This is a genomic window from Flavobacterium tructae (assembly GCF_001853485.1).
Classification (GTDB): Bacteria; Bacteroidota; Bacteroidia; order Flavobacteriales; family Flavobacteriaceae; genus Flavobacterium; species Flavobacterium tructae.
Genome location: NZ_MIKE01000011.1, coordinates 1,290,330 through 1,308,521, shown reverse-complemented (window position 1 = coordinate 1,308,521; position 18,192 = coordinate 1,290,330). Strand labels below are relative to the sequence as shown.

General features: G+C 35.0%; 18 protein-coding genes and 1 rRNA gene. 7 read left to right on the top strand and 12 right to left on the bottom strand.

Annotated elements, in window-relative coordinates; all coding sequences use genetic code 11:
• The 3 genes from BHE19_RS07635 to BHE19_RS07620 form a co-directional block, all read right to left on the bottom strand.
• Positions 1 to 197: ribosomal RNA gene (locus tag BHE19_RS07635) — 16S ribosomal RNA — on the bottom strand; the annotation flags it as partial.
• An 893-nt stretch (positions 198 to 1,090) separates the two neighbouring features.
• Positions 1,091 to 2,326 (bottom strand): ABC transporter permease, encoded by a 1,236-nt coding sequence (locus BHE19_RS07625; protein ID WP_070906555.1) that lies wholly within the window; start codon positions 2,324 to 2,326, stop codon positions 1,091 to 1,093.
• Between the two features lie 118 nt (positions 2,327 to 2,444).
• Positions 2,445 to 2,939: a YkgJ family cysteine cluster protein gene (locus tag BHE19_RS07620; protein ID WP_017498845.1), complete on the bottom strand. Its 495-nt coding sequence runs from the start codon at positions 2,937 to 2,939 to the stop codon at positions 2,445 to 2,447.
• A 74-nt stretch (positions 2,940 to 3,013) separates the two neighbouring features.
• On the opposite strand from BHE19_RS07620, the gene BHE19_RS07615 reads away from it, so the two are divergent.
• Positions 3,014 to 3,721, top strand: a complete 708-nt coding sequence (locus BHE19_RS07615) for a class I SAM-dependent methyltransferase (protein WP_070906554.1) — start codon at positions 3,014 to 3,016, stop codon at positions 3,719 to 3,721.
• 11 nt (positions 3,722 to 3,732) lie between these two features.
• On the top strand, positions 3,733 to 4,278 hold the full coding sequence (locus BHE19_RS07610) for a YfiT family bacillithiol transferase (RefSeq protein WP_070906553.1): 546 nt from the start codon (positions 3,733 to 3,735) through the stop codon (positions 4,276 to 4,278).
• 86 nt (positions 4,279 to 4,364) lie between these two features.
• On the opposite strand, the gene BHE19_RS07605 is transcribed toward BHE19_RS07610, so the two are convergent.
• The 8 genes from BHE19_RS07605 to BHE19_RS07570 all read right to left on the bottom strand — a co-directional run bounded on the left by BHE19_RS07605 (position 4,365) and on the right by BHE19_RS07570 (position 10,849).
• Entirely contained in the window at positions 4,365 to 4,997 is a 633-nt protein-coding gene (locus BHE19_RS07605) for a 7-carboxy-7-deazaguanine synthase QueE (protein ID WP_017496141.1), read from the bottom strand.
• Positions 4,998 to 5,097: 100 nt separating this feature from the next.
• Positions 5,098 to 6,765: a tetratricopeptide repeat protein gene (locus BHE19_RS07600; RefSeq protein WP_070906552.1), complete on the bottom strand. Its 1,668-nt coding sequence runs from the start codon at positions 6,763 to 6,765 to the stop codon at positions 5,098 to 5,100.
• Positions 6,766 to 6,782: 17 nt separating this feature from the next.
• Entirely contained in the window at positions 6,783 to 7,700 is a 918-nt protein-coding gene (locus tag BHE19_RS07595; RefSeq protein WP_070906551.1) for a PstS family phosphate ABC transporter substrate-binding protein, read from the bottom strand.
• 2 nt (positions 7,701 to 7,702) lie between these two features.
• Entirely contained in the window at positions 7,703 to 7,933 is a 231-nt protein-coding gene (locus BHE19_RS22945) for a hypothetical protein (RefSeq protein WP_017496144.1), read from the bottom strand.
• Complete coding sequence (locus tag BHE19_RS07585) at positions 7,933 to 8,733, bottom strand: energy transducer TonB (RefSeq protein ID WP_070906550.1); 801 nt, start codon at positions 8,731 to 8,733, stop codon at positions 7,933 to 7,935. The genes BHE19_RS22945 and BHE19_RS07585 overlap by 1 nt, the downstream gene beginning before the upstream one ends.
• A 38-nt stretch (positions 8,734 to 8,771) precedes the next feature.
• Positions 8,772 to 9,326, bottom strand: coding sequence for an ExbD/TolR family protein (locus tag BHE19_RS07580; RefSeq protein WP_070906549.1), 555 nt, complete (start codon positions 9,324 to 9,326; stop codon positions 8,772 to 8,774).
• A 19-nt stretch (positions 9,327 to 9,345) separates the two neighbouring features.
• Entirely contained in the window at positions 9,346 to 9,972 is a 627-nt protein-coding gene (locus tag BHE19_RS07575) for an ExbD/TolR family protein (RefSeq protein WP_017496147.1), read from the bottom strand.
• Positions 9,973 to 10,024: 52 nt separating this feature from the next.
• Positions 10,025 to 10,849 (bottom strand): MotA/TolQ/ExbB proton channel family protein, encoded by an 825-nt coding sequence (locus BHE19_RS07570; RefSeq protein WP_017496148.1) that lies wholly within the window; start codon positions 10,847 to 10,849, stop codon positions 10,025 to 10,027.
• A 379-nt stretch (positions 10,850 to 11,228) separates the two neighbouring features.
• Between BHE19_RS07570 and BHE19_RS07565 the strand changes: the two genes are divergently transcribed.
• Positions 11,229 to 12,746, top strand: a complete 1,518-nt coding sequence (locus BHE19_RS07565) for a helicase HerA-like domain-containing protein (RefSeq protein ID WP_070906548.1) — start codon at positions 11,229 to 11,231, stop codon at positions 12,744 to 12,746.
• Between the two features lie 89 nt (positions 12,747 to 12,835).
• Here the strand turns inward: BHE19_RS07565 and BHE19_RS07560 are convergent, their stop codons facing one another.
• Positions 12,836 to 14,176 carry an FAD-dependent oxidoreductase gene (locus tag BHE19_RS07560; RefSeq protein ID WP_070906547.1) on the bottom strand — a complete coding sequence of 447 codons (1,341 nt, stop codon included), beginning with the start codon at positions 14,174 to 14,176 and terminating at the stop codon, positions 12,836 to 12,838.
• Between the two features lie 219 nt (positions 14,177 to 14,395).
• Here BHE19_RS07560 and BHE19_RS07555 point away from each other — a divergent pair, with 219 nt between their 5' ends.
• The 4 genes from BHE19_RS07555 to BHE19_RS07540 all read left to right on the top strand — a co-directional run bounded on the left by BHE19_RS07555 (position 14,396) and on the right by BHE19_RS07540 (position 18,045).
• Positions 14,396 to 14,989, top strand: a complete 594-nt coding sequence (locus tag BHE19_RS07555; protein ID WP_070906546.1) for a GNAT family N-acetyltransferase — start codon at positions 14,396 to 14,398, stop codon at positions 14,987 to 14,989.
• A 64-nt stretch (positions 14,990 to 15,053) separates the two neighbouring features.
• Entirely contained in the window at positions 15,054 to 15,611 is a 558-nt protein-coding gene (locus BHE19_RS07550) for an HD domain-containing protein (RefSeq protein ID WP_070906545.1), read from the top strand.
• Between the two features lie 29 nt (positions 15,612 to 15,640).
• A complete protein-coding gene (locus BHE19_RS07545; RefSeq protein WP_070906597.1) occupies positions 15,641 to 16,435 on the top strand; it encodes a helix-turn-helix domain-containing protein in 795 nt (264 codons plus the stop codon).
• Between the two features lie 80 nt (positions 16,436 to 16,515).
• A complete protein-coding gene (locus BHE19_RS07540; RefSeq protein WP_070906544.1) occupies positions 16,516 to 18,045 on the top strand; it encodes a serine hydrolase in 1,530 nt (509 codons plus the stop codon).
• Positions 18,046 to 18,192: the final 147 nt, after the last annotated feature.

Here is an 18,192-nt window from a genome sequence, read left to right as displayed (position 1 = left end):
GTATCTCGATGCCGAGTCACTATACTATGAGGTATTAATCCAAATTTCTCTGGGCTATCCCTCTGTAAAAGGTAGATTGCATACGCGTTACGCACCCGTGCGCCGGTCTCTATATCCGAAGACATATACCCCTCGACTTGCATGTGTTAAGCCTGCCGCTAGCGTTCATCCTGAGCCAGGATCAAACTCTTCATCGTATATTTTTATATTATATCTCGATGATATCTATCGGTTCTTTTCGAATCTTACGATTCTATTACTCTTATTCTTTTGTTCTGATTTTCATCAGAACGGCTGTCAATTCAATATGTCTACGAACGTATTCTTTTTTCTTAATTTCGCTTGTCTCTCAAAGCGGGTGCAAAAGTAGAAAACTTATTTCTAATCGGCAAGAGTTTTTTGAAGTTTTTTTTTAGAAAATTTCTTTTCGTTTTTAACTTCTCTCCTTACCAATCTTTCAATGAACTTCCCTTGTTTTGCGGGGTGCAAACTTAAAACTTTCTTTCTTTACTCGCAAGCTTTTTGGAATCTTTTTTTGAAAATTTCTTTTCGTTTTAATCCCTTCGCTTGTCAGTATTTCGGTGAACGTTTATCGCTGTTGCGGGTGCAAAAGTAGTCACTTTATCCGCTTTTACAAGCTTTTTCTAAACTTATTTTTAATCTTTTTCGAAACTTTATCTTAACACCCTGATAACACCTCTTTTACAAATTAAATTATTTTCAGCTTTGAAAGGTTTTTCTTCGTTCAAATGAAACTACTAGATACAAAGCCCCATTTTTACTGGTTTCTTACTAATCTCGCAAAGACGCAAAGGCGCGAAGTTTTTGTTTTTCTTGCCTTATTTCTTTTGAAAACCCATACCCTAGCCCCGATAGTAGTGGAAATCCTTTTGATTTTTCCTTTAAAAAGCAAAAGATTGAAGCGGATAGCGGGATAAAGCTTCGACTTCGCTCAGCTGGACAGAAACTGCTTTTCTTGCATTTTCGCTCAGCTGGACGAAATCACTCCTTATATATAGGTAGTAAAAAAAACAAACCCGACAGGTTTTGAAAACCTGTCGGGTTGTATATACACTCCAGAACAATACAATTACTCGAAACGAATAGCTTTAACCGGAGAAATCTTTGTGATTATATAGGAAGGAATCAACAGCACTACAAAACAAACTCCAACCGTTAGCAAATTCAATAAAATAATATGCCAAATATTAAAATAGACCGGAGCCTGATTTACATAGTAATTTTCAGGATTTAAGCGAATCACTCCAAACTGCTGTTGAATTAACAACAAAGCAATACCAATTAAATTTCCCCAAAACAATCCCCGAACAATCAGATAGAACGCGTTATATAAAAACACTTTACGAACCATCCAGTTATTAGCTCCCAACGCTTTTAAAATTCCAATCATTTGGGTTCGTTCTAAAATCAAAACCAACAGCGCTACAACCATGTTAATGGTAGCCACCAATATCATTACCCCTAATATTACTATGATATTAAAATCGAAAAGCTGCAACCAATCAAATATATAACTGTACTTCTCTATTATTGTTTTGGTATCCAGATTAGATGATGTTTGATCGTAGATTTTTTCTCCTGTTGTTTTAATAGCATCAAAGTCATTAATGAATACCTCAAAAGCGCCAATCTGATTGGGACTCCATTTATTAATTCTTTGAATATGCCTTATATCCCCCAATATATAAGTGGCATCAAAATCCTGAAAACCTGAACTAAAAACACCTGCGATTCTGAATCGGCGGCTATTAGGCATTTTCCCTTGCTCTTCTTTGATAAAAAAAGTATTAAAATTATCTCCTACTTTAAGATGAAGCCGATCTGCAAGGAATTTTGAAATCAAAACATCTTCGTTTAAAGTAGCTGAAAAATCAGGCAACTTCCCTTCAACCAAATACTCTTCTATATTTTTCCAGTCATAATCCGCTCCGACTCCTTTGAAGATTATACCTTCAAAAGAATTCTCTGTCCTGATAATACCAGCTTTACTAGCGACTGCCTGAATATGATTCACCTCAGGAACTGATTTAAATTCAGGATAAAACTCCTGTTTTTTCGAAATAGGAATCAAAGTAACATCAGAATTATTATTATCGTAGTTTGAAATTATAATCTGCCCGTTGAAAGCCGAAACTTTATCCCTTATTTTTTTTTGAAGACCAATCCCTGTCGCAACAGAAACGATCATCATTATCATACCAATAGCGATGGCCGAAATAGCAATTTTAATAATAGGCGCGGAAATACTGCTTTTAAAATCCTTTGCAGTAATTAACCTTTTAGCTATGAAATATTCTAAACTCAAATTTTATGTTGTCTTGAAATTATTAATTACATCCGTTTCCGGTTCATTCGAATCAAAAGTACATTTTAAAAAGCAAAAATGAATTGCTTCTAAGAACAATTATCAAATGTTTAGAAGGTTACAAAGGAAGCTTTTTCTTCATTTCCTCCACTATATTATATGCAGCAGGACAAATGGCAACATTCTTCAATGTTAAGTCCGCTATCTGATGAAACTTTTTACGATCTGTATGCGGAAATTCTCTGCATGCTTTCGGACGAACATCATAAATCATACAATAATTTTCATTATCCAAAAAAGTACAAGGAACACTTTTCAAAACATAATCTTTGTCCTCATCAATTCTGAGATATTGTTCGATAAATTGCTGCGGCTTTTGTCGGAATGATTTTGAAATTCTTTCGATATCAGCCAAAGTAAACAAAGGCCCGGTAGTTTTGCAGCAATTCGCACATTGCAAGCAGTCTGTTTTCTTAAATTCGGCATCATGTAAATCCTGCATTACATAATCCAAATTCTTTGGCTGTTTCTTTTTAAGCTTATCGAAATACTTTTTATTTTCGATATGCTTATCTTTGGCTAACTTATTTAAGTTATTTAAAATTTGCTTCAAGTTTAAGATTTAAAGTTGAACTGCAAAATTAAACAACTTTAAACTTGTAACCTTAAACTTTGAACTAAAATACAATGAAAGATCTTTTCGGGAAAGCTATGTACGATTTCCAAACCAATAATTCACCTGAGAATATTATCACTGAAACTTCGATTTCTGAAGAAGATGAAATGAGTGTGGATTATTTATTCCGTTCGTACAATGAAATGCCTAAACTCGAACAAAAAGCACTGCAATTAGCCTTCGGAAAAACTCTGGACGTAGGCTGCGGAGCCGGAAGTCATAGTTTATCTTTACAAAATGATAGAAATCTGGAGCTTGTTTCAATTGACATCTCAAAAAATGCAATCGAAACCTGTAAGCTTCGCGGAGTCAAAAATGCTATAGTCAAAAATATTCTGGATTTTGAAGGAGAAAAATTCGATACTATCATTTTACTAATGAATGGAGTGGGAATTTTTGGTAAACTAGAGAATTGCAACCAATATCTTTCTAAACTAAAATCACTTCTGAACCCAGGCGGACAAATTTTACTTGACAGCTCAGACATTATCTACATGTTTGACGAAGACGAAGATGGCGGAAAATGGATCCCATCCGATAACGATTATTATGGAGAGCTTGTGTTCAACATTTCTTATAAAGGCGAGAAAGAAGAGCCGTTCGACTGGCTGTACCTTGATTACAACACTCTTCAAAATGCCGCTGCTGCAAATGGATTAAAATGTGAGCTCATCCTTGAAGGCGACCACTACGATTATTTGGCTAAACTTTCTATATAAAACAACAAAACATGAACGAAACAGATTTAGAAAAACTAAAATATCCAATCGGAAAGTTTAAAACTCCAACAGATTATACCTCGGAGTACATTTCCGATAGTGTTGCCATCATTGCCTCTTTTCCTGAAAGATTAAAAAAAGAAACGATTCATTTAACCGACGAACAACTAGACACTCCTTATCGTCCGGACGGATGGACCATACGCCAAGTAATTCATCATTGCGCCGAAAGCCACATGAACTGTTATATCAGAATAAAATGGGCTTTAACCGAAAATAATCCTGTAATAAAAGCTTATGATGAAAAATTATGGTCTGAATTGCAGGACAATCTAACCATGCCCATCCAACCAACCTTACAATTACTGGAAGGACTACATTACAGACTAGCTTATATCATGAAAAATCTAAGTCCGAAAGATTTAAACAAATCATTTATTCATCCCGAAAATAACTCCGAATTTCTGATCAAACAAATCATCGGAATGTATGCCTGGCACAGCAACCATCACCTGGCCCATATAACAAATTTAAAAAACAGCAAAAATTGGATCTAAATCTGATGTTTCCTTTTTACACAGTGTATACTATTTACCAAAAACAAAAAATCTCTTCAATTGAAGAGATTTTTTATTTAGATACCTTAAGGAATATTTAAATATTTATGCGTTTGAAGCGAAACTCTCCATTTTGGGTTGTTCATCACATAATCCACAATCAGAGGTGTCATTTCTTCTTTTTTACTCCATTCCGGCTGAAGAAACAAAATTGCGTTGTCATTTACCAACTCAGCTTGCTCTTCTGCAAAAATAAAATCGTGTTTGTTATAAATAATTACCTTCAACTCATGCGCATTGTCATACACCGTTTGAGTAGGCAATTTATTTTTTTTAGGCGAAAGACAAATCCAATCCCAAGTACCTGATAACGGATAAGCTCCTGAAGTCTCGATATGAACTTTCATGTTTTTATCCTTCAACTGTTGAGTCAATAAACTCATATCCCACGTCAAAGGCTCACCACCTGTAATCACAACAGTATCAGCCTGACTTGATGCATTATTTACAATTAAATCAATACTTGTTGGCGGATGCAACTCAGCATTCCAACTTTCCTTCACGTCACACCAGTGACAACCCACATCGCAACCTCCAATTCGTATAAAGTAAGCAGCTGTCCCAGTATGGAACCCTTCTCCCTGAATGGTATAAAATTCTTCCATCAAAGGTAACATCGCTCCTTTATTTACTTCTAATTGTATTTCTTTTGATAACATTATTCTATTTTAAAGTGCAAAGATAGTCAATTAAATACGGAACAAAAAAAACCGATAGTTCAAAAAAACTATCGGCTTTATATTTGACTGTAAATTTATATTATTTTAGAGCTTTTACAGATTGCGCAGCGTAAGCATTTGCAGGATCTAAAGCTAAACTCTTATTGAAATATTCAATTGCCTTTGCTTTATCAGTATTTGCATAACTAGCACCGATACTATTGTAAGCTTCTACAACTTTTTTAACTGTAGCTGGCTTAGCCAATTCTTCAGCACCTTTTGCAGTAATTCTTGTTACGTACTCTTCGTAGTTTTTAATGATTAAATCATCTTTCTCTAACAAGTTGTTAATTCTACCTTTGTATAAGTAAGCCTCATTATAAGTTGGAGAAGCTTCTAAGATTCTGTCAAAAGCAACATCCGCTTTTCCTAAAGCCACAGCATCTGCAGCTCCATTTGTTTTATTTGCGTTAGCATAATAAAGAGAAATACCGTAGTAAATATTATCATCTAAGTAGTTTTTAGACTCTTTGTTTGTTGTTCCAAGCTCTAAAACAGTAGCAGCCTGAGCAAATTGTTTTTTCCCGAACAAAGCTTTTCCTAAATCAGATAATTCTTCAACCACTAAAGGCTCTAGTTCGATCGCTTTTTTGATATCAGCTATACCAGCATCAAAAGAAGCCTGATCAACAGTTCCGTCAGCAGCAGTTCCTTTTTTAATTTTAGATAAACCTAAATACAAATAATCTCTACCAATTACTTTGTTAGAAGGTACTTTGATATAATCCTCAATAGATTTGATCGCTACATCTACATTTCCATTCTCATAAGCAGCATAACCTAAATATCTGAAAATTCTAGGATTTACTTTATCCTCAGCAATCATTTTGTTTGCAACAGTCTCTAAACTTTTATAATCCTTAACCAAGATTAAGAAATCTGCGTGACGCATTTTAGAATCTAAAGAGTAATCCGTAAGACTTAAATACTTCTCGTAGTTTGTAATTGCATTTTGCATGTTAACTTTAGAAGTAGATGGTTTATTTCTTCCCCATTTATAGTAAGTCTCAGCCAACTCTCTGTAAACCGGACCATAATTAGCGTTCAAAGCAATTACTTCATTAAAAGATTTAATTGCTTCATCATAAGATTTAGCACCTTTTAATAAAACTCCTAGCTGCATTTTTGCTCTTAAAAGTGTTGGATCAGCTGTAAATGCATCACGGTATGCCTTGTAAGCATCATTTTGATTGTTTGCTCCGTAGTATGCATCACCAATAGCTAAAAGTGCTGTTGCATTTTGAGGATCAATTACCAACGCACGCTTCAAAACAGCTATCGCATTTGTATAATCAGGTGAAGAAGAATTCATGTAAGCTCTACCAATGTAAATGAATTCCTCTACATCTTTACGCTTCATATCTTTTGCGGCTAAAGCAAAATTTGCCTGAGCTGCAGCAGCATTCTTCGCATCAAGATCTAACTGACCTAATCCAATATAATTTAAGTTTTTCTTATCTGATGCCTGTAAACCATTTGTATAATAAATTTTAGCAGAATCAATGATTGCCTGATTTAAATACACATTACCTAAAACAAAATTAGCTTCTCCATCAGAAGGTTTTGCTTTGATGATTGATTTTAGCAATGACTTTGCTTTTTGAAATTGCTCAGCATCGATTGCTTTTTTAGCTTCTTTGATATCTTGCGCTTTTACTACAGTAGCTGAAGCAACTAAGGCAAGACTAAAAATTTTAAATTTATTCATCTCTAATTGTAATTAATTTATTCTTTATCTTTTACTATTTGATTCCTTATTTTAAGCTTTCTTCCAGGAGTTCTAACTGGTAACAAACCTGATTTCAGAACTATCCTCTGTCCGATATCGCCGGCAATAAAGGATGCAAACCCCATTCCCAAGCCAGAATAACCCTGGCAATTTATGATAAACAAATCACGTGCCAAAGGGTATTTCACTTCTGCAAGATCATTTTGAGTTGGGCTATAATATTGATTACTGTTTAATCCTTTAACACTCAATACATTTATTTTCTTAACCACATCTACCATGTTTGGTGAAGGCTGAGAAAGCCAGTTTACACCAACTACCCCGATCATACCATCATTCTCAGATACAAATTTAATGACTTCATCGTTCGTTTTAAAAGAAAACACACCTTTTGCAGGAACATCTTTAACTTTAGCCAATTCTTTCATATAACGTACGCTACTTGAATTTGGATTATCAAACACAAGTCCTTTAATTCTTGCATCAGGTTTGCCCTGCATAAAATCGATTACCGTTTCCAACGCTATTAATGTATCATTATTGCCTTTGTTCGAAATAAAAGCTATTGCATCTGTCGCAAAAGGGGTAACTCTGGGTTTTATTTTACTTTTTTCGAATTTAGCCAATTCTTCTTTAGTCAAATCTCTCGTTGTCACTACTACTGAAGCTTTCTGATTGAGTAAATCATTTATAAGCTCAGCTTCTGACTTAGGTTTTACCGTAATCTTTGCATCGTAATAAGTTCCTTCGAAGACAGCAACCTGATCGTCCACAATAGGTTTTATAGTTTCATCGACAGTAATATCGATTGCTCCTTTTAAAATTGTTTCTTTATCGTTTTTACTTTTTTGGTTGCACATGGCAAACAAAAAAACAAAAACAACCAAGCCTGCAATCTTACTATACTTTAACATAATTATTCTGCGTTTGAATTAATTAATCTCAAAAAACGAATGGCTGAATACACTATCAATAATCCTCCAAAAGCATATCTATACTTTTGCTCCATATTTAGCGGAAGTTTCTCCCAAAACATGATCATTAAACCGAGTACAAGATATATTAAAAAGAACAGTATTCCTAAAACAAGAAGAAATCGCTCTTTGAGCGATTTCTTCTGAATATTATTAAGTATACCTTTTAACATTATTCTGCAGATTGAATAGTAATAGGCAGAGAGTAAAGTACCCTAACTTTTTTACCATTTTGCTCGCCGGGAGTCCATTTTGGACACTTTTTAAGAACACGAATTGCTTCTGCTCCTGTACCGTAACCGATATCCCTTAAAACTTTAATGTCGGTTAATGAACCGTCTTTTTCAACTACAAAAGTAACATAAACTTTACCTTTTAAACCTTCTTCTTCCGGAGTCTTGTAATTGTTTCCTACGAATTTGTAGAATTTCTCAATTCCTCCAGGGAAATCTGGTTTTACTTCGATACCTGCAGTATTATAAACGTTGTTATCTTCCTGAATGATCTCTGTAACTGGTCCTTTTCCAACTGGCTCATCAACAGTTAAAACTGCATCCGGATCTCCTTTGATGGTTTCGTTACCTACTTTTTTATCTTTAAGTTCCTCAATTTTCGGAGGATCTTCAGTAACTTCATTTGCCTTAGCAACAACCGGTTTCACGAACTTCACCTGATCCACTTTTGGTGGTGGTGGTGGTGGTGGTGGTTGGTTTGGCTTTACTTCCTCTTTTTTAGGAGGTAATTTTACTGTCGCAATCTTAATATCATTATTCACATCATCTTCACTAGAATCTGGTAAAAAGCTTGCAATAAGAGGAGCTGCCACAGCAAAGCTAAAAATAACCGATCCAATAATAAGAGACTTTACAGTCGTCTTACCGTTCGATTTTCTTAACTCATATGCACCATATATCTTATTACGCCCTTCGAATACGATATCAAGCCACTGATTTTTAATTATATCTAATTTCATTTTTCTTGATTATTAGGAGGTTCAAAAAAAGACAACCCTTATTGTTTATCAATCAATTTTGTTTCCTCAGGTGAAAACTCAGGAACGATAGCATAAGTATCTACTCCAGTGATAGCCATCTCATCCAACATATCAACTAAATTGCGGTAAGTTGCTTTTTTAGTTGGCTTAATGATAACTATAATTCCATTCTTAGGTTTTCCTAAAGCAGCAGAGTAAGCTAATACTTCTTTCTTTTGCTTCAATAACTCCTTACGAATACCATCCTTACCATATGCAATATCTTTAGGCCCAACCTTAGGTGTTGCCAATAATCCCATATAATAAACCATTTTATTGTTTTCCCCCATCATAACAGTCATTGTACGATTCTCATCAACCTTAACTGGAGGTGTCTTATCGTCTGGATCTTTATCTGGTAAAGACAAATCCATCGATTGAGGTTTTGACAACGATGTGGTTAACATAAAGAATGTGATCAATAAGAATGCCAAATCTACCATCGCCGTTAAATCGACTTTCGAGTTTTGCTTTTTACTTCTTACTTTACCACCTTTTCCGCCACCACCGTCGCCGGTATTTAATTCAGCCATTTTAGTGTATCTTTTTTAATTAAAAGTCTTTTCCTCTCATACCTGTAACTAAGTTAAAGGAATTGATTTTTTGATCTTGTAAAATATCCATAATCTTTTTGATTTGTGGATACTGCTCTTTAGCGTCACCTTTGATCGCAATCTGCAATTCTTTATCATCAAGGTCAATTGCGGCTCTTCTTGAAACCAAAAGCCATTCTTTTAATTGATTGTCTAAAGAATCAATTGGAATTCCAGGTTGATCAGCTTTCACTCTATCCGCAGCTTTCATAGCGATAATTTGTTTCAAATTTGCTACTGGTACACCGAAGTCATCCATTAAGGCAAATTTAGTTTTATCATCTTCTGAGAAAGTCACACCAAATTTAGCTCCCATTCCTTCAAGAGTTCTTTTACGAATCTCTCTTCCTTTGATATCAAAAAACACTTTGCTTTTTCCGTCTGCTCCTTTACCGATCGTAATAATTGCCAAATCAGAATCTGGTAATTTACTTTGAACAGTAGAAGAAGGCATATCTACAGGAAGTGCTTCTGGCACCTTAGCAGTAGCGGTCAAAATAAAGAACGTAAGCAAAAGGAACGCAACATCACACATGGCAGTCATATCTGTCGATGTTGACTTTTTTTTCATTTTTATTTTAGCCATTCTCTTTTATTTTATTTTGATAAATAATTAATTATATAATATCAAAAATTAATTATTGTTTCAAACTTCCTCTGAATCTTCTGTAAGTATTTACGATTGTAGTACCAGCCTCATCGATAGAGTAAGTTAAATCATCAATTTTAGCAGTAAAGAAGTTGTAAGAAACGATCGCTAAGATTGAAGTAGAGATACCTGTTGCAGTGTTGATAAGTGCCTCAGAAATACCTGTTGCAAGAGCAGCCTGGTCTGGAGTTCCAGCAGAAGCTAACGCACCAAACGCTTTAATCATACCAGATACTGTTCCTAATAATCCTCCTAAAGTTCCTAATGATACTAAAGTAGAGATAATAGTCATGTTTTTTTCTAACATTGGCATTTCTAATGAAGTTGCCTCTTCGATTTCTTTGTGGATTACTTCTGAAGCTTCTTCACTGTTGAAACCTTCTTTTTTAACATCTTGATATTTAATCAAAGCAGATTTAATTGCATTTGCAACTGAACCTTGTTGTTTGTCACATGAAGCGATAGCAGCCTCGATGTTTCCTTCTTTAATGCTTCCTTGTACATTTTTCATAAATGTATCTAAGTTAGCTTTACCAGCAGCTTTACCGATAACAATAAATCTTTCAATAGAAAAAACAACAACCATTAAAAACATACCTAATAATACTGGTACGATAAAACCTCCTTTATAAACCTGTCCTAATGTATTAATAGGGTGACCAGTTTCTGGATTTCCTCCTTCAAAGTTAGCTGCATCTCCCATGATTACTTTCCAAATAAACACCCCAACTAAAATACACGCTACAATAATGATTCCAGTGATCATTCCTCCTCCGTTTGAAGTGCTTTCTTTTTTAACTTTAACGTTTGCCATTTTTTTTAATTTTAATAGTTTTAAATAATTTTATTTTTTAGTTATATTTAACTTGTAGAGGAGCAAATTTATACGTTTAGTTTAAATAAAAAAACTTTTTTTAATTTAATTGAAGGAAATTTAACGTCAATTTAAAAAATATCTCATTAAATTGCCGATATCATTTTTTAGATAAAACAAAAATAAGGGCTAATAATGGGAAAATTACAACGTTTTAGTAAATATTCAAACATTCCATTGATATCTTCTTAAAAAGTTGCGAAATTGTTTTTTATATTTTTTTTAACCCAAAAAAGTTTTTTCCTACTAAAGAAAAACAGCCTAAAATGTTAATAAACCTAGCAAACCTCTTATAATCATCTAAATTACAAATAAAAACATGAATAAAAAAGACAATTTCATTCAGGATATCAACAATGGCTATTCTTCGAAGGGAGATAGTATTGTTCTTGGAAGTGCCATTCTGGACGGAGAACCACTTGGAGAAGCTCATGTCAAAATTCCTTTAAAAACATTAAACCGCCACGGGTTGATTGCGGGGGCAACGGGAACCGGAAAAACCAAAACGATACAGGTTTTCTCTGAGCAACTTTCGAATGTGGGAGTTCCCGTTTTGATGATGGATATTAAAGGTGACTTTAGTGGAATCGCCGAAGAAGGTAAAGAAGAAGGTTTTATAACAGAGCGTCATGCTAAAATAAACATACCTTATAATATAGCTTCTTTTCCTGTTGAATTAATGTCACTCTCAAAACAGAACGGAGTTCGTTTAAGAGCTACTGTTTCGGAGTTCGGACCGGTATTGTTTTCCCGAATATTAGACCTGAATGATACCCAGGCAGGTGTAGTTGCCGTTATCTTTAAATACTGTGATGATAATAAAATGCCCCTTTTGGATTTAAAGGATATTAAAAAGGTCCTTAATTATATTACCGAGGAAGGCAAAGATGAAATATCTGCCAATTATGGCAAAATTTCAACCGCAACTACAGGAACGATTTTGAGAAAAATCATAGAATTAGAGCAGCAAGGCGGTGACTTGTTCTTTGGTGAACTTTCGTTTGAAATTGATGATTTAATGCGAATTGATGAAAACGGAAAGGGTTACGTAAACATTATTCGTTTGACGGATATTCAGGACAAACCTAAATTGTTCTCGACTTTTATGCTGAGTTTATTGGCTGAGATTTATCAGCAAATGCCGGAAAAAGGAGATGTTGTACAACCTGAACTGGTTATTTTTATTGATGAAGCACATTTAATTTTTAATGAAGCCAGCAAGGCTCTTCTGGAACAAATCGAAACGATTGTAAAACTAATACGTTCTAAAGGAGTTGGAATTTATTTTGTAACTCAGAATCCAATGGACGTCCCGAGTGGTGTATTGGCACAATTGGGTTTAAAGATTCAGCATGCGCTAAGAGCTTTTACTGCCAATGACCGTCAGGCGATTAAAAAAACAGCAGACAATTATCCAACTTCTCCTTATTATAAGACAGATGAGTTACTAACCAGTTTAGGAATTGGAGAGGCTTTGGTAACTGCATTGAATGAAAAGGGAGTCCCTACTCCGCTTGTAGCGACTATGATGCGTGCACCTATGAGTCGAATGGATGTGTTAACTGCTGAAGAAATTGAAGGGATCAACAGCAAATCGAAACTCGTAAAAAAATACCTTGAAGAGATTGATCGGGAGAGCGCTTATGAAATTCTGAATAAGAAAATTGAAGATGCCACTCAGGCGGCTGCAGAACAGGAAGAAGAAACACCGACAAAATCATCTAAATCTGAACCAAGCACAGCCAGTGTAGTTGGTAAATCGGTTTTAAAAGTGGTTACCAGCGCTACCTTTATAAGAGGTGTTTTTGGGGTTTTATCAAAAATATTCAAAAAATAACCTATCAAAAATCAATGACAATGTCAAAAATCAATTTGAAACTGATGGAGACATTGTCATTGTTATTGATATTGCTTTTTGAGATTGATTTATTTCTGAAGTAATTCCAGTATTTTATTTTCTACTTCCGGACTGTTCCAGATGTTTTCAATATTTTCTATTCGTAAAACTTGTTCCATTATTACATTTTGAAAATCGCCAATTGCCAAAGCTTCGGAATAAGGACGATCACTAAAGGTTACGCGACTGTAAAGCGGAATCCATTTATCAGGATGTTTATCTGAGAATGCTTTTTCGATTTTCTTTTGCAATAAGAATTTTTCATCGGCCGTTTTGGTACTCATCTCCATAAAATTGCGATAAGATAATTCGGCAATCGCATCGGCATTCGGTTTACGTGAAATTTGATACTCGGAGAAGATTTTCTTCCAGTCGTCTCCATATTTCCCGATCATTTCATTTAAAACGGTAATATCTTCAAATCCTGCATTCATTCCTTGTCCGTAAAACGGAACAATGGCATGACAAGCATCTCCGATTAAAGCAATTTTATCTTCGTATGTCCACGGAAAACATTTCATGGTTACCAAAGTACTGGTTGGATTTTTAAAGAAATCATTTGCCAGTTCGGGGATTACTTCGATCGAGTCAGGAAAATTCTTCAAAAAGAAGTCTTCAACCATTTTACGATCTGTAAGCGATGCAAATGAATTTTCGCCTTCAAAAGGCATAAACAAAGTACAGGTAAAACTTCCATCGAGATTAGGAAGCGCGATTAACATGTACTCACCACGTGGCCATATATGAAAAGAGTTTTTATCCAGTTTATGGGAAGCATCTGCATTTGCCGGGATGTTTAGCTCTTTGTACCCCATATTCAAAAATTCCTGGGAATAATTGAACATGCTCTGACGCTGCATTCTGTGTCGTATTCTTGAGAAAGCACCATCAGCACCAAAAACCATATCGTACTTTTTCTCTTCCCACTCTCCTCTTTCGGTTTCACCTATATGTAACGTAGCATCATTTAACGTCACGTCCCAAATTTTTTGTTCGAAAAGAAATTCTGCACCGGCTTCTTCCGCAAGATCAATCATTTTCCGGTTTAAAGTTCCTCTGGAAATAGAATAAATGGACTCACCTTCCTGACCGTAGTTCTGAAAATTGAGTTTATCGACCAAATGAATGGCGCGTTTGTCCATTGGGATAGCAATTTCCCGAACGGCATCTCCAACACCAACGCCGTCAAGTGCTTTCCAGCCCCGATTTGACATTGCCAGATTTATAGAACGACCTGAGAAATTAATTTTACGGATATCAGGACTACGATCATAAACATGAACGGTATGACCTGCTTTTTTAAGATAAATCGCCAAGAGTGATCCTACTAATCCGGAACCAACAACAGCAATTTTTAGTGGAGTTTGCATCAAGAAAAATCTAAATATAAGATCGTAAAAATAAGTAATAATTGTACATAAGCTTTAAAATAAATCAATTATTTACTGTAGCAACTCACAACCGTTTGGATTTTTGCCAGGATTCCGGGTTAATTTAAAAATATAACAAAATGTTATTTTATTCGATTTATCTAAAAAATTTAAACTCTTACATTCGCTTTCGGTTTTACCTTAATATATATCAGAATCATGGACAGCACAATTTTACAATCAGAAATTATTCTGGAAAACGAAAAAGTACTATTAATTCCGTTTGAGAGTCGAAGAAACATTGAACTCAAAGAAATCATTTTTGACGATGGGATCTGGAAATACATGGGCATGTACGTTCGCGATGAGAAAGATTTTGAAAATTACATTCAAAATACTCTACAGCAAAAAGCCGCCGGGATTTGTTATCCTTTTTTAATCATTGATAAAGCCACCAATCGGATTGCAGGAAGTACCAGATACGGCTACCTGAATCTTGCAAGTCAGAAATGTGAAATTGGCTGGACCTGGTACGGGGAAAATTTTCAGGGAGCCGGCTTAAACAAAGCCTGTAAATTTGAGTTGCTAAATTTTGGATTTGAAGCCATTCAATTCAGAAGAATACAATTCAGCGCTGATCTTGAAAACAGAAAGTCACAACGGGCAATTGAAAAACTGGGAGCAACCAAAGAAGGTCTTTTCAGAAACAATTATATCGATTCGGAAGGGAAAAGCAAAGATGATGTTTATTACAGTATTATTTCCGAAGAGTGGCAAGCAGTTAAAACGAATTACTTTCCTGAATTTATATAGGAAAAGCGCCTCAACTATTGTGATAGAAAAATGGTATTTTAGCTTCTCCTAAAGTACCTCTTCTATGACTGAATTACAGACTATCTATCAAAGAACCCTAAAATTTGCTGCAAAAAGACACGCCGATCAGAATCAGGTAATTCCCGGAACCAATTTACCGTATGTTGTTCATTTAAGCAATGTAACCATGGAAATTCTATTTGCTTCGCAAAACACAACTTCTTTTAATACTGCATTTGCAATTCAAATTGCATTACTTCACGATATTCTTGAAGATACAGCAACTACTTTTGAAGAACTTACAGCGGAATTTGATGAAGAAATTGCTCAGGCCGTCCTGGCACTAACCAAGAATTCTAAAATACCTAAAGAAGAAAGAATGACCGATAGTCTGGCCCGAATTAAAGCATTATCAAAAGAGGTCTGGGCTGTGAAATTAGCTGACAGAATAACTAATTTACAGGTTCCGCCAGAAGACTGGAGTGTGGAAAAGATAAAAGAATATCATAAACAAGCTGTACAAATACTAAATACACTTAAAGGCGGCAACGCTTATTTAGAAAAAAGACTTTTAGAAAGAATTCAAAATTATTTACTGTATTGTACCGTCGAAAAATCATAGGTCACAATTCATCCAAACATAATCTCAAAATGAACCTCTATTCAGAACATTATGTAAGCGAAAAAAGCGAGCGGTTTGTTACCAAAATCTGGTGTCTGGATAATTACGGTGGCGAAACGACAATTGAAAACAAACTCGTTTTACCTAACGGCTGTTTTAATCTTGCTATTGTTAGCGGAACCCACATAGAAGTTCACACCAGTAAGCGAAAATATGAGATGAACGAAGGATTTTACTTTTGTTCGCAAATGACGAACAAGGTTTTGGTCAACATAAGACCTAAGACCAAAGTAACCATCATTCAATTCCAGCCCTGGACACTTTCGATGTTTCCTCAATATGATTTGAGCCATTTTAGCGATTCGATTATCAGGATTAATCCCGAAGAGCTTCCCTTTAAAATACAAACTGATGCTGTTACTGAAAATTTATTGCGGGCTATAAATGTTTATTTTGAAGAATTGTCTGCTTTACATTCAGAGAAAAATACTATCGAAAAAATCTGCGAAATCATCAGACTTCACAACGAAGAAATCTCGGTTTCCGAAATTAGCGAGATTTTAAAGGTCTCTCAGCGATTGCTGCAAATGAAGTTTAAAACGGCAACTGGGCTTACGATTAAAAAATACATTCAGATTCTGAAGTTCAGAAAATCTGTGGATCAGATGGTGCATTCGAATCCAGAAAAACTCAGTCTGACAGAGGTTGCGCTTTACAATAAGTATTTTGACCAGTCGCATTTTATAAAACAATTTAAAGGAGTTATGAAAACAACTCCAAAAACATTCAATTCCAGTTTGTACTTTCTTTCTAAAAAAAGATAAGATTTTCGCATTTGTACAATTTTTAGGTTTTAGATTGCAGTACTATTGCAAAATCATCAATCAATCAAACCAAATATAAAATGAAAATCAATCCATCTATTTTCCCGCTAAAAGTTTTTTTAATTGGAATATTACTTTTCCACTTCCAAACCGGGTTTTCTCAGGAAGAAAAAAACTCCGAATTGTACAAGATCATTATGTCACGAGACAGTCTTCTTTTTAATGTTGGCTTTAATACCTGTGACATTAGCCAGTTTGAAAATCTTTACAGTGACAGTTTTGAATTTTATCATGACAAGGACGGTCCTTCGGATAAGGCTCTTTTTTTAGTCAATCTCAAAAAAGGCTTATGTAAATCGGTTGAAACTTACAAAGCCAGAAGATACCTGGTTCCTGGCAGCACCGAAGTTTATCCGTTATATCAAAAAGGCGTATTGTATGGCGCTATTCAAATGGGAATTCATCAGTTTTACGAAAAATCAGCAGGAAAAAATGAATCTCTTGCAGACGTGAAGGAGAAATTTGGCAGTACTGCACGATTTACTCATCTATGGATTTTAGAAAATGGGACATGGAAACTTAAAAGATCTCTTAGCTACGATCATCAGGAAACCAATACAGCGGGCACCCAATCGGATATTTTTGACAACGATGCTGCCATTAAAAAATGGCTGGTTCAGAATAATGTTCCGGCACTTGGTATTGGCATGATCAATGATGGGAAACTACAGGAAGTAAAAGTTTTTGGTGACCTTAAAAAAGGAGTTACTGCACCTTACAATACCATTTGGAATGTGGCTTCTCTGACTAAACCAATTACTGCCATAGTCACTTTAAAATTGGTAAGTTCCGGAAAATGGGATCTCGACGAGCCTCTATACAAATACTGGACAGATCCGGATATCGCAAATGATCCGAATATTAAATTATTGACCACGAGAATTGTCTTAAGTCATCAAACCGGTTTTCCGAATTGGAGGTATATGAACAAATCCGGTAAATTGGATTTCAAATTCAAACCCGGAACAAAATACCAATACTCGGGAGAAGGCATGGAATATTTGCGAAAGGCTCTGGAAAAAAAGTTTCATAAATCACTGGATCAATTAGCGGATGAATTGATTTTTAAACCGTTAAAAATAAATGACACCAAATTTACCTGGGGCGCCATAACCGATGTTTCGCGATATGCCACTGGTTACGACAATAAAGGGAATGCTTATGAGCCTACCAAAAATAAAACGGCAAGTGCAGCCGATGACTTGCTCACAACCCTTGAAGATTACGGGACATTTCTCTGCAGCGTGATGAACAGTGACGGTTTGAGTAAAAAAGTTTATGAAGATATGACGGCACATCAGGTTCAAACTAAAAAGAATAAATACTTTGGTTTAGGTTTTGAAATTTATGATTTAGGAAATGACGATTTTGCTTTGTCACATGGCGGAGCTGACAATGGGGTTCAGACGATTTTCCTGTTACTTCCAAAAACCAAACAAGGTCTGATTATTTTTACCAATGTTGATGAAGGATATAAGGTTTACGAAAAAATCCTTACACATTATATGGGTGAAAAAGGGAAGAAAATAATTGAGATTGAAACCAAGTAAATCTTAATTCAAAAAGTGATGTGTACAAAATCATTATTCGGAAATCTATGGTAAAATTATGTATTCTTATTGTGTTATTTTTAAGTGAAGTTCTATTTGCATAAACCTATTATTGATTTAAAAGAAATTTGTTAGTTATGAGCATAG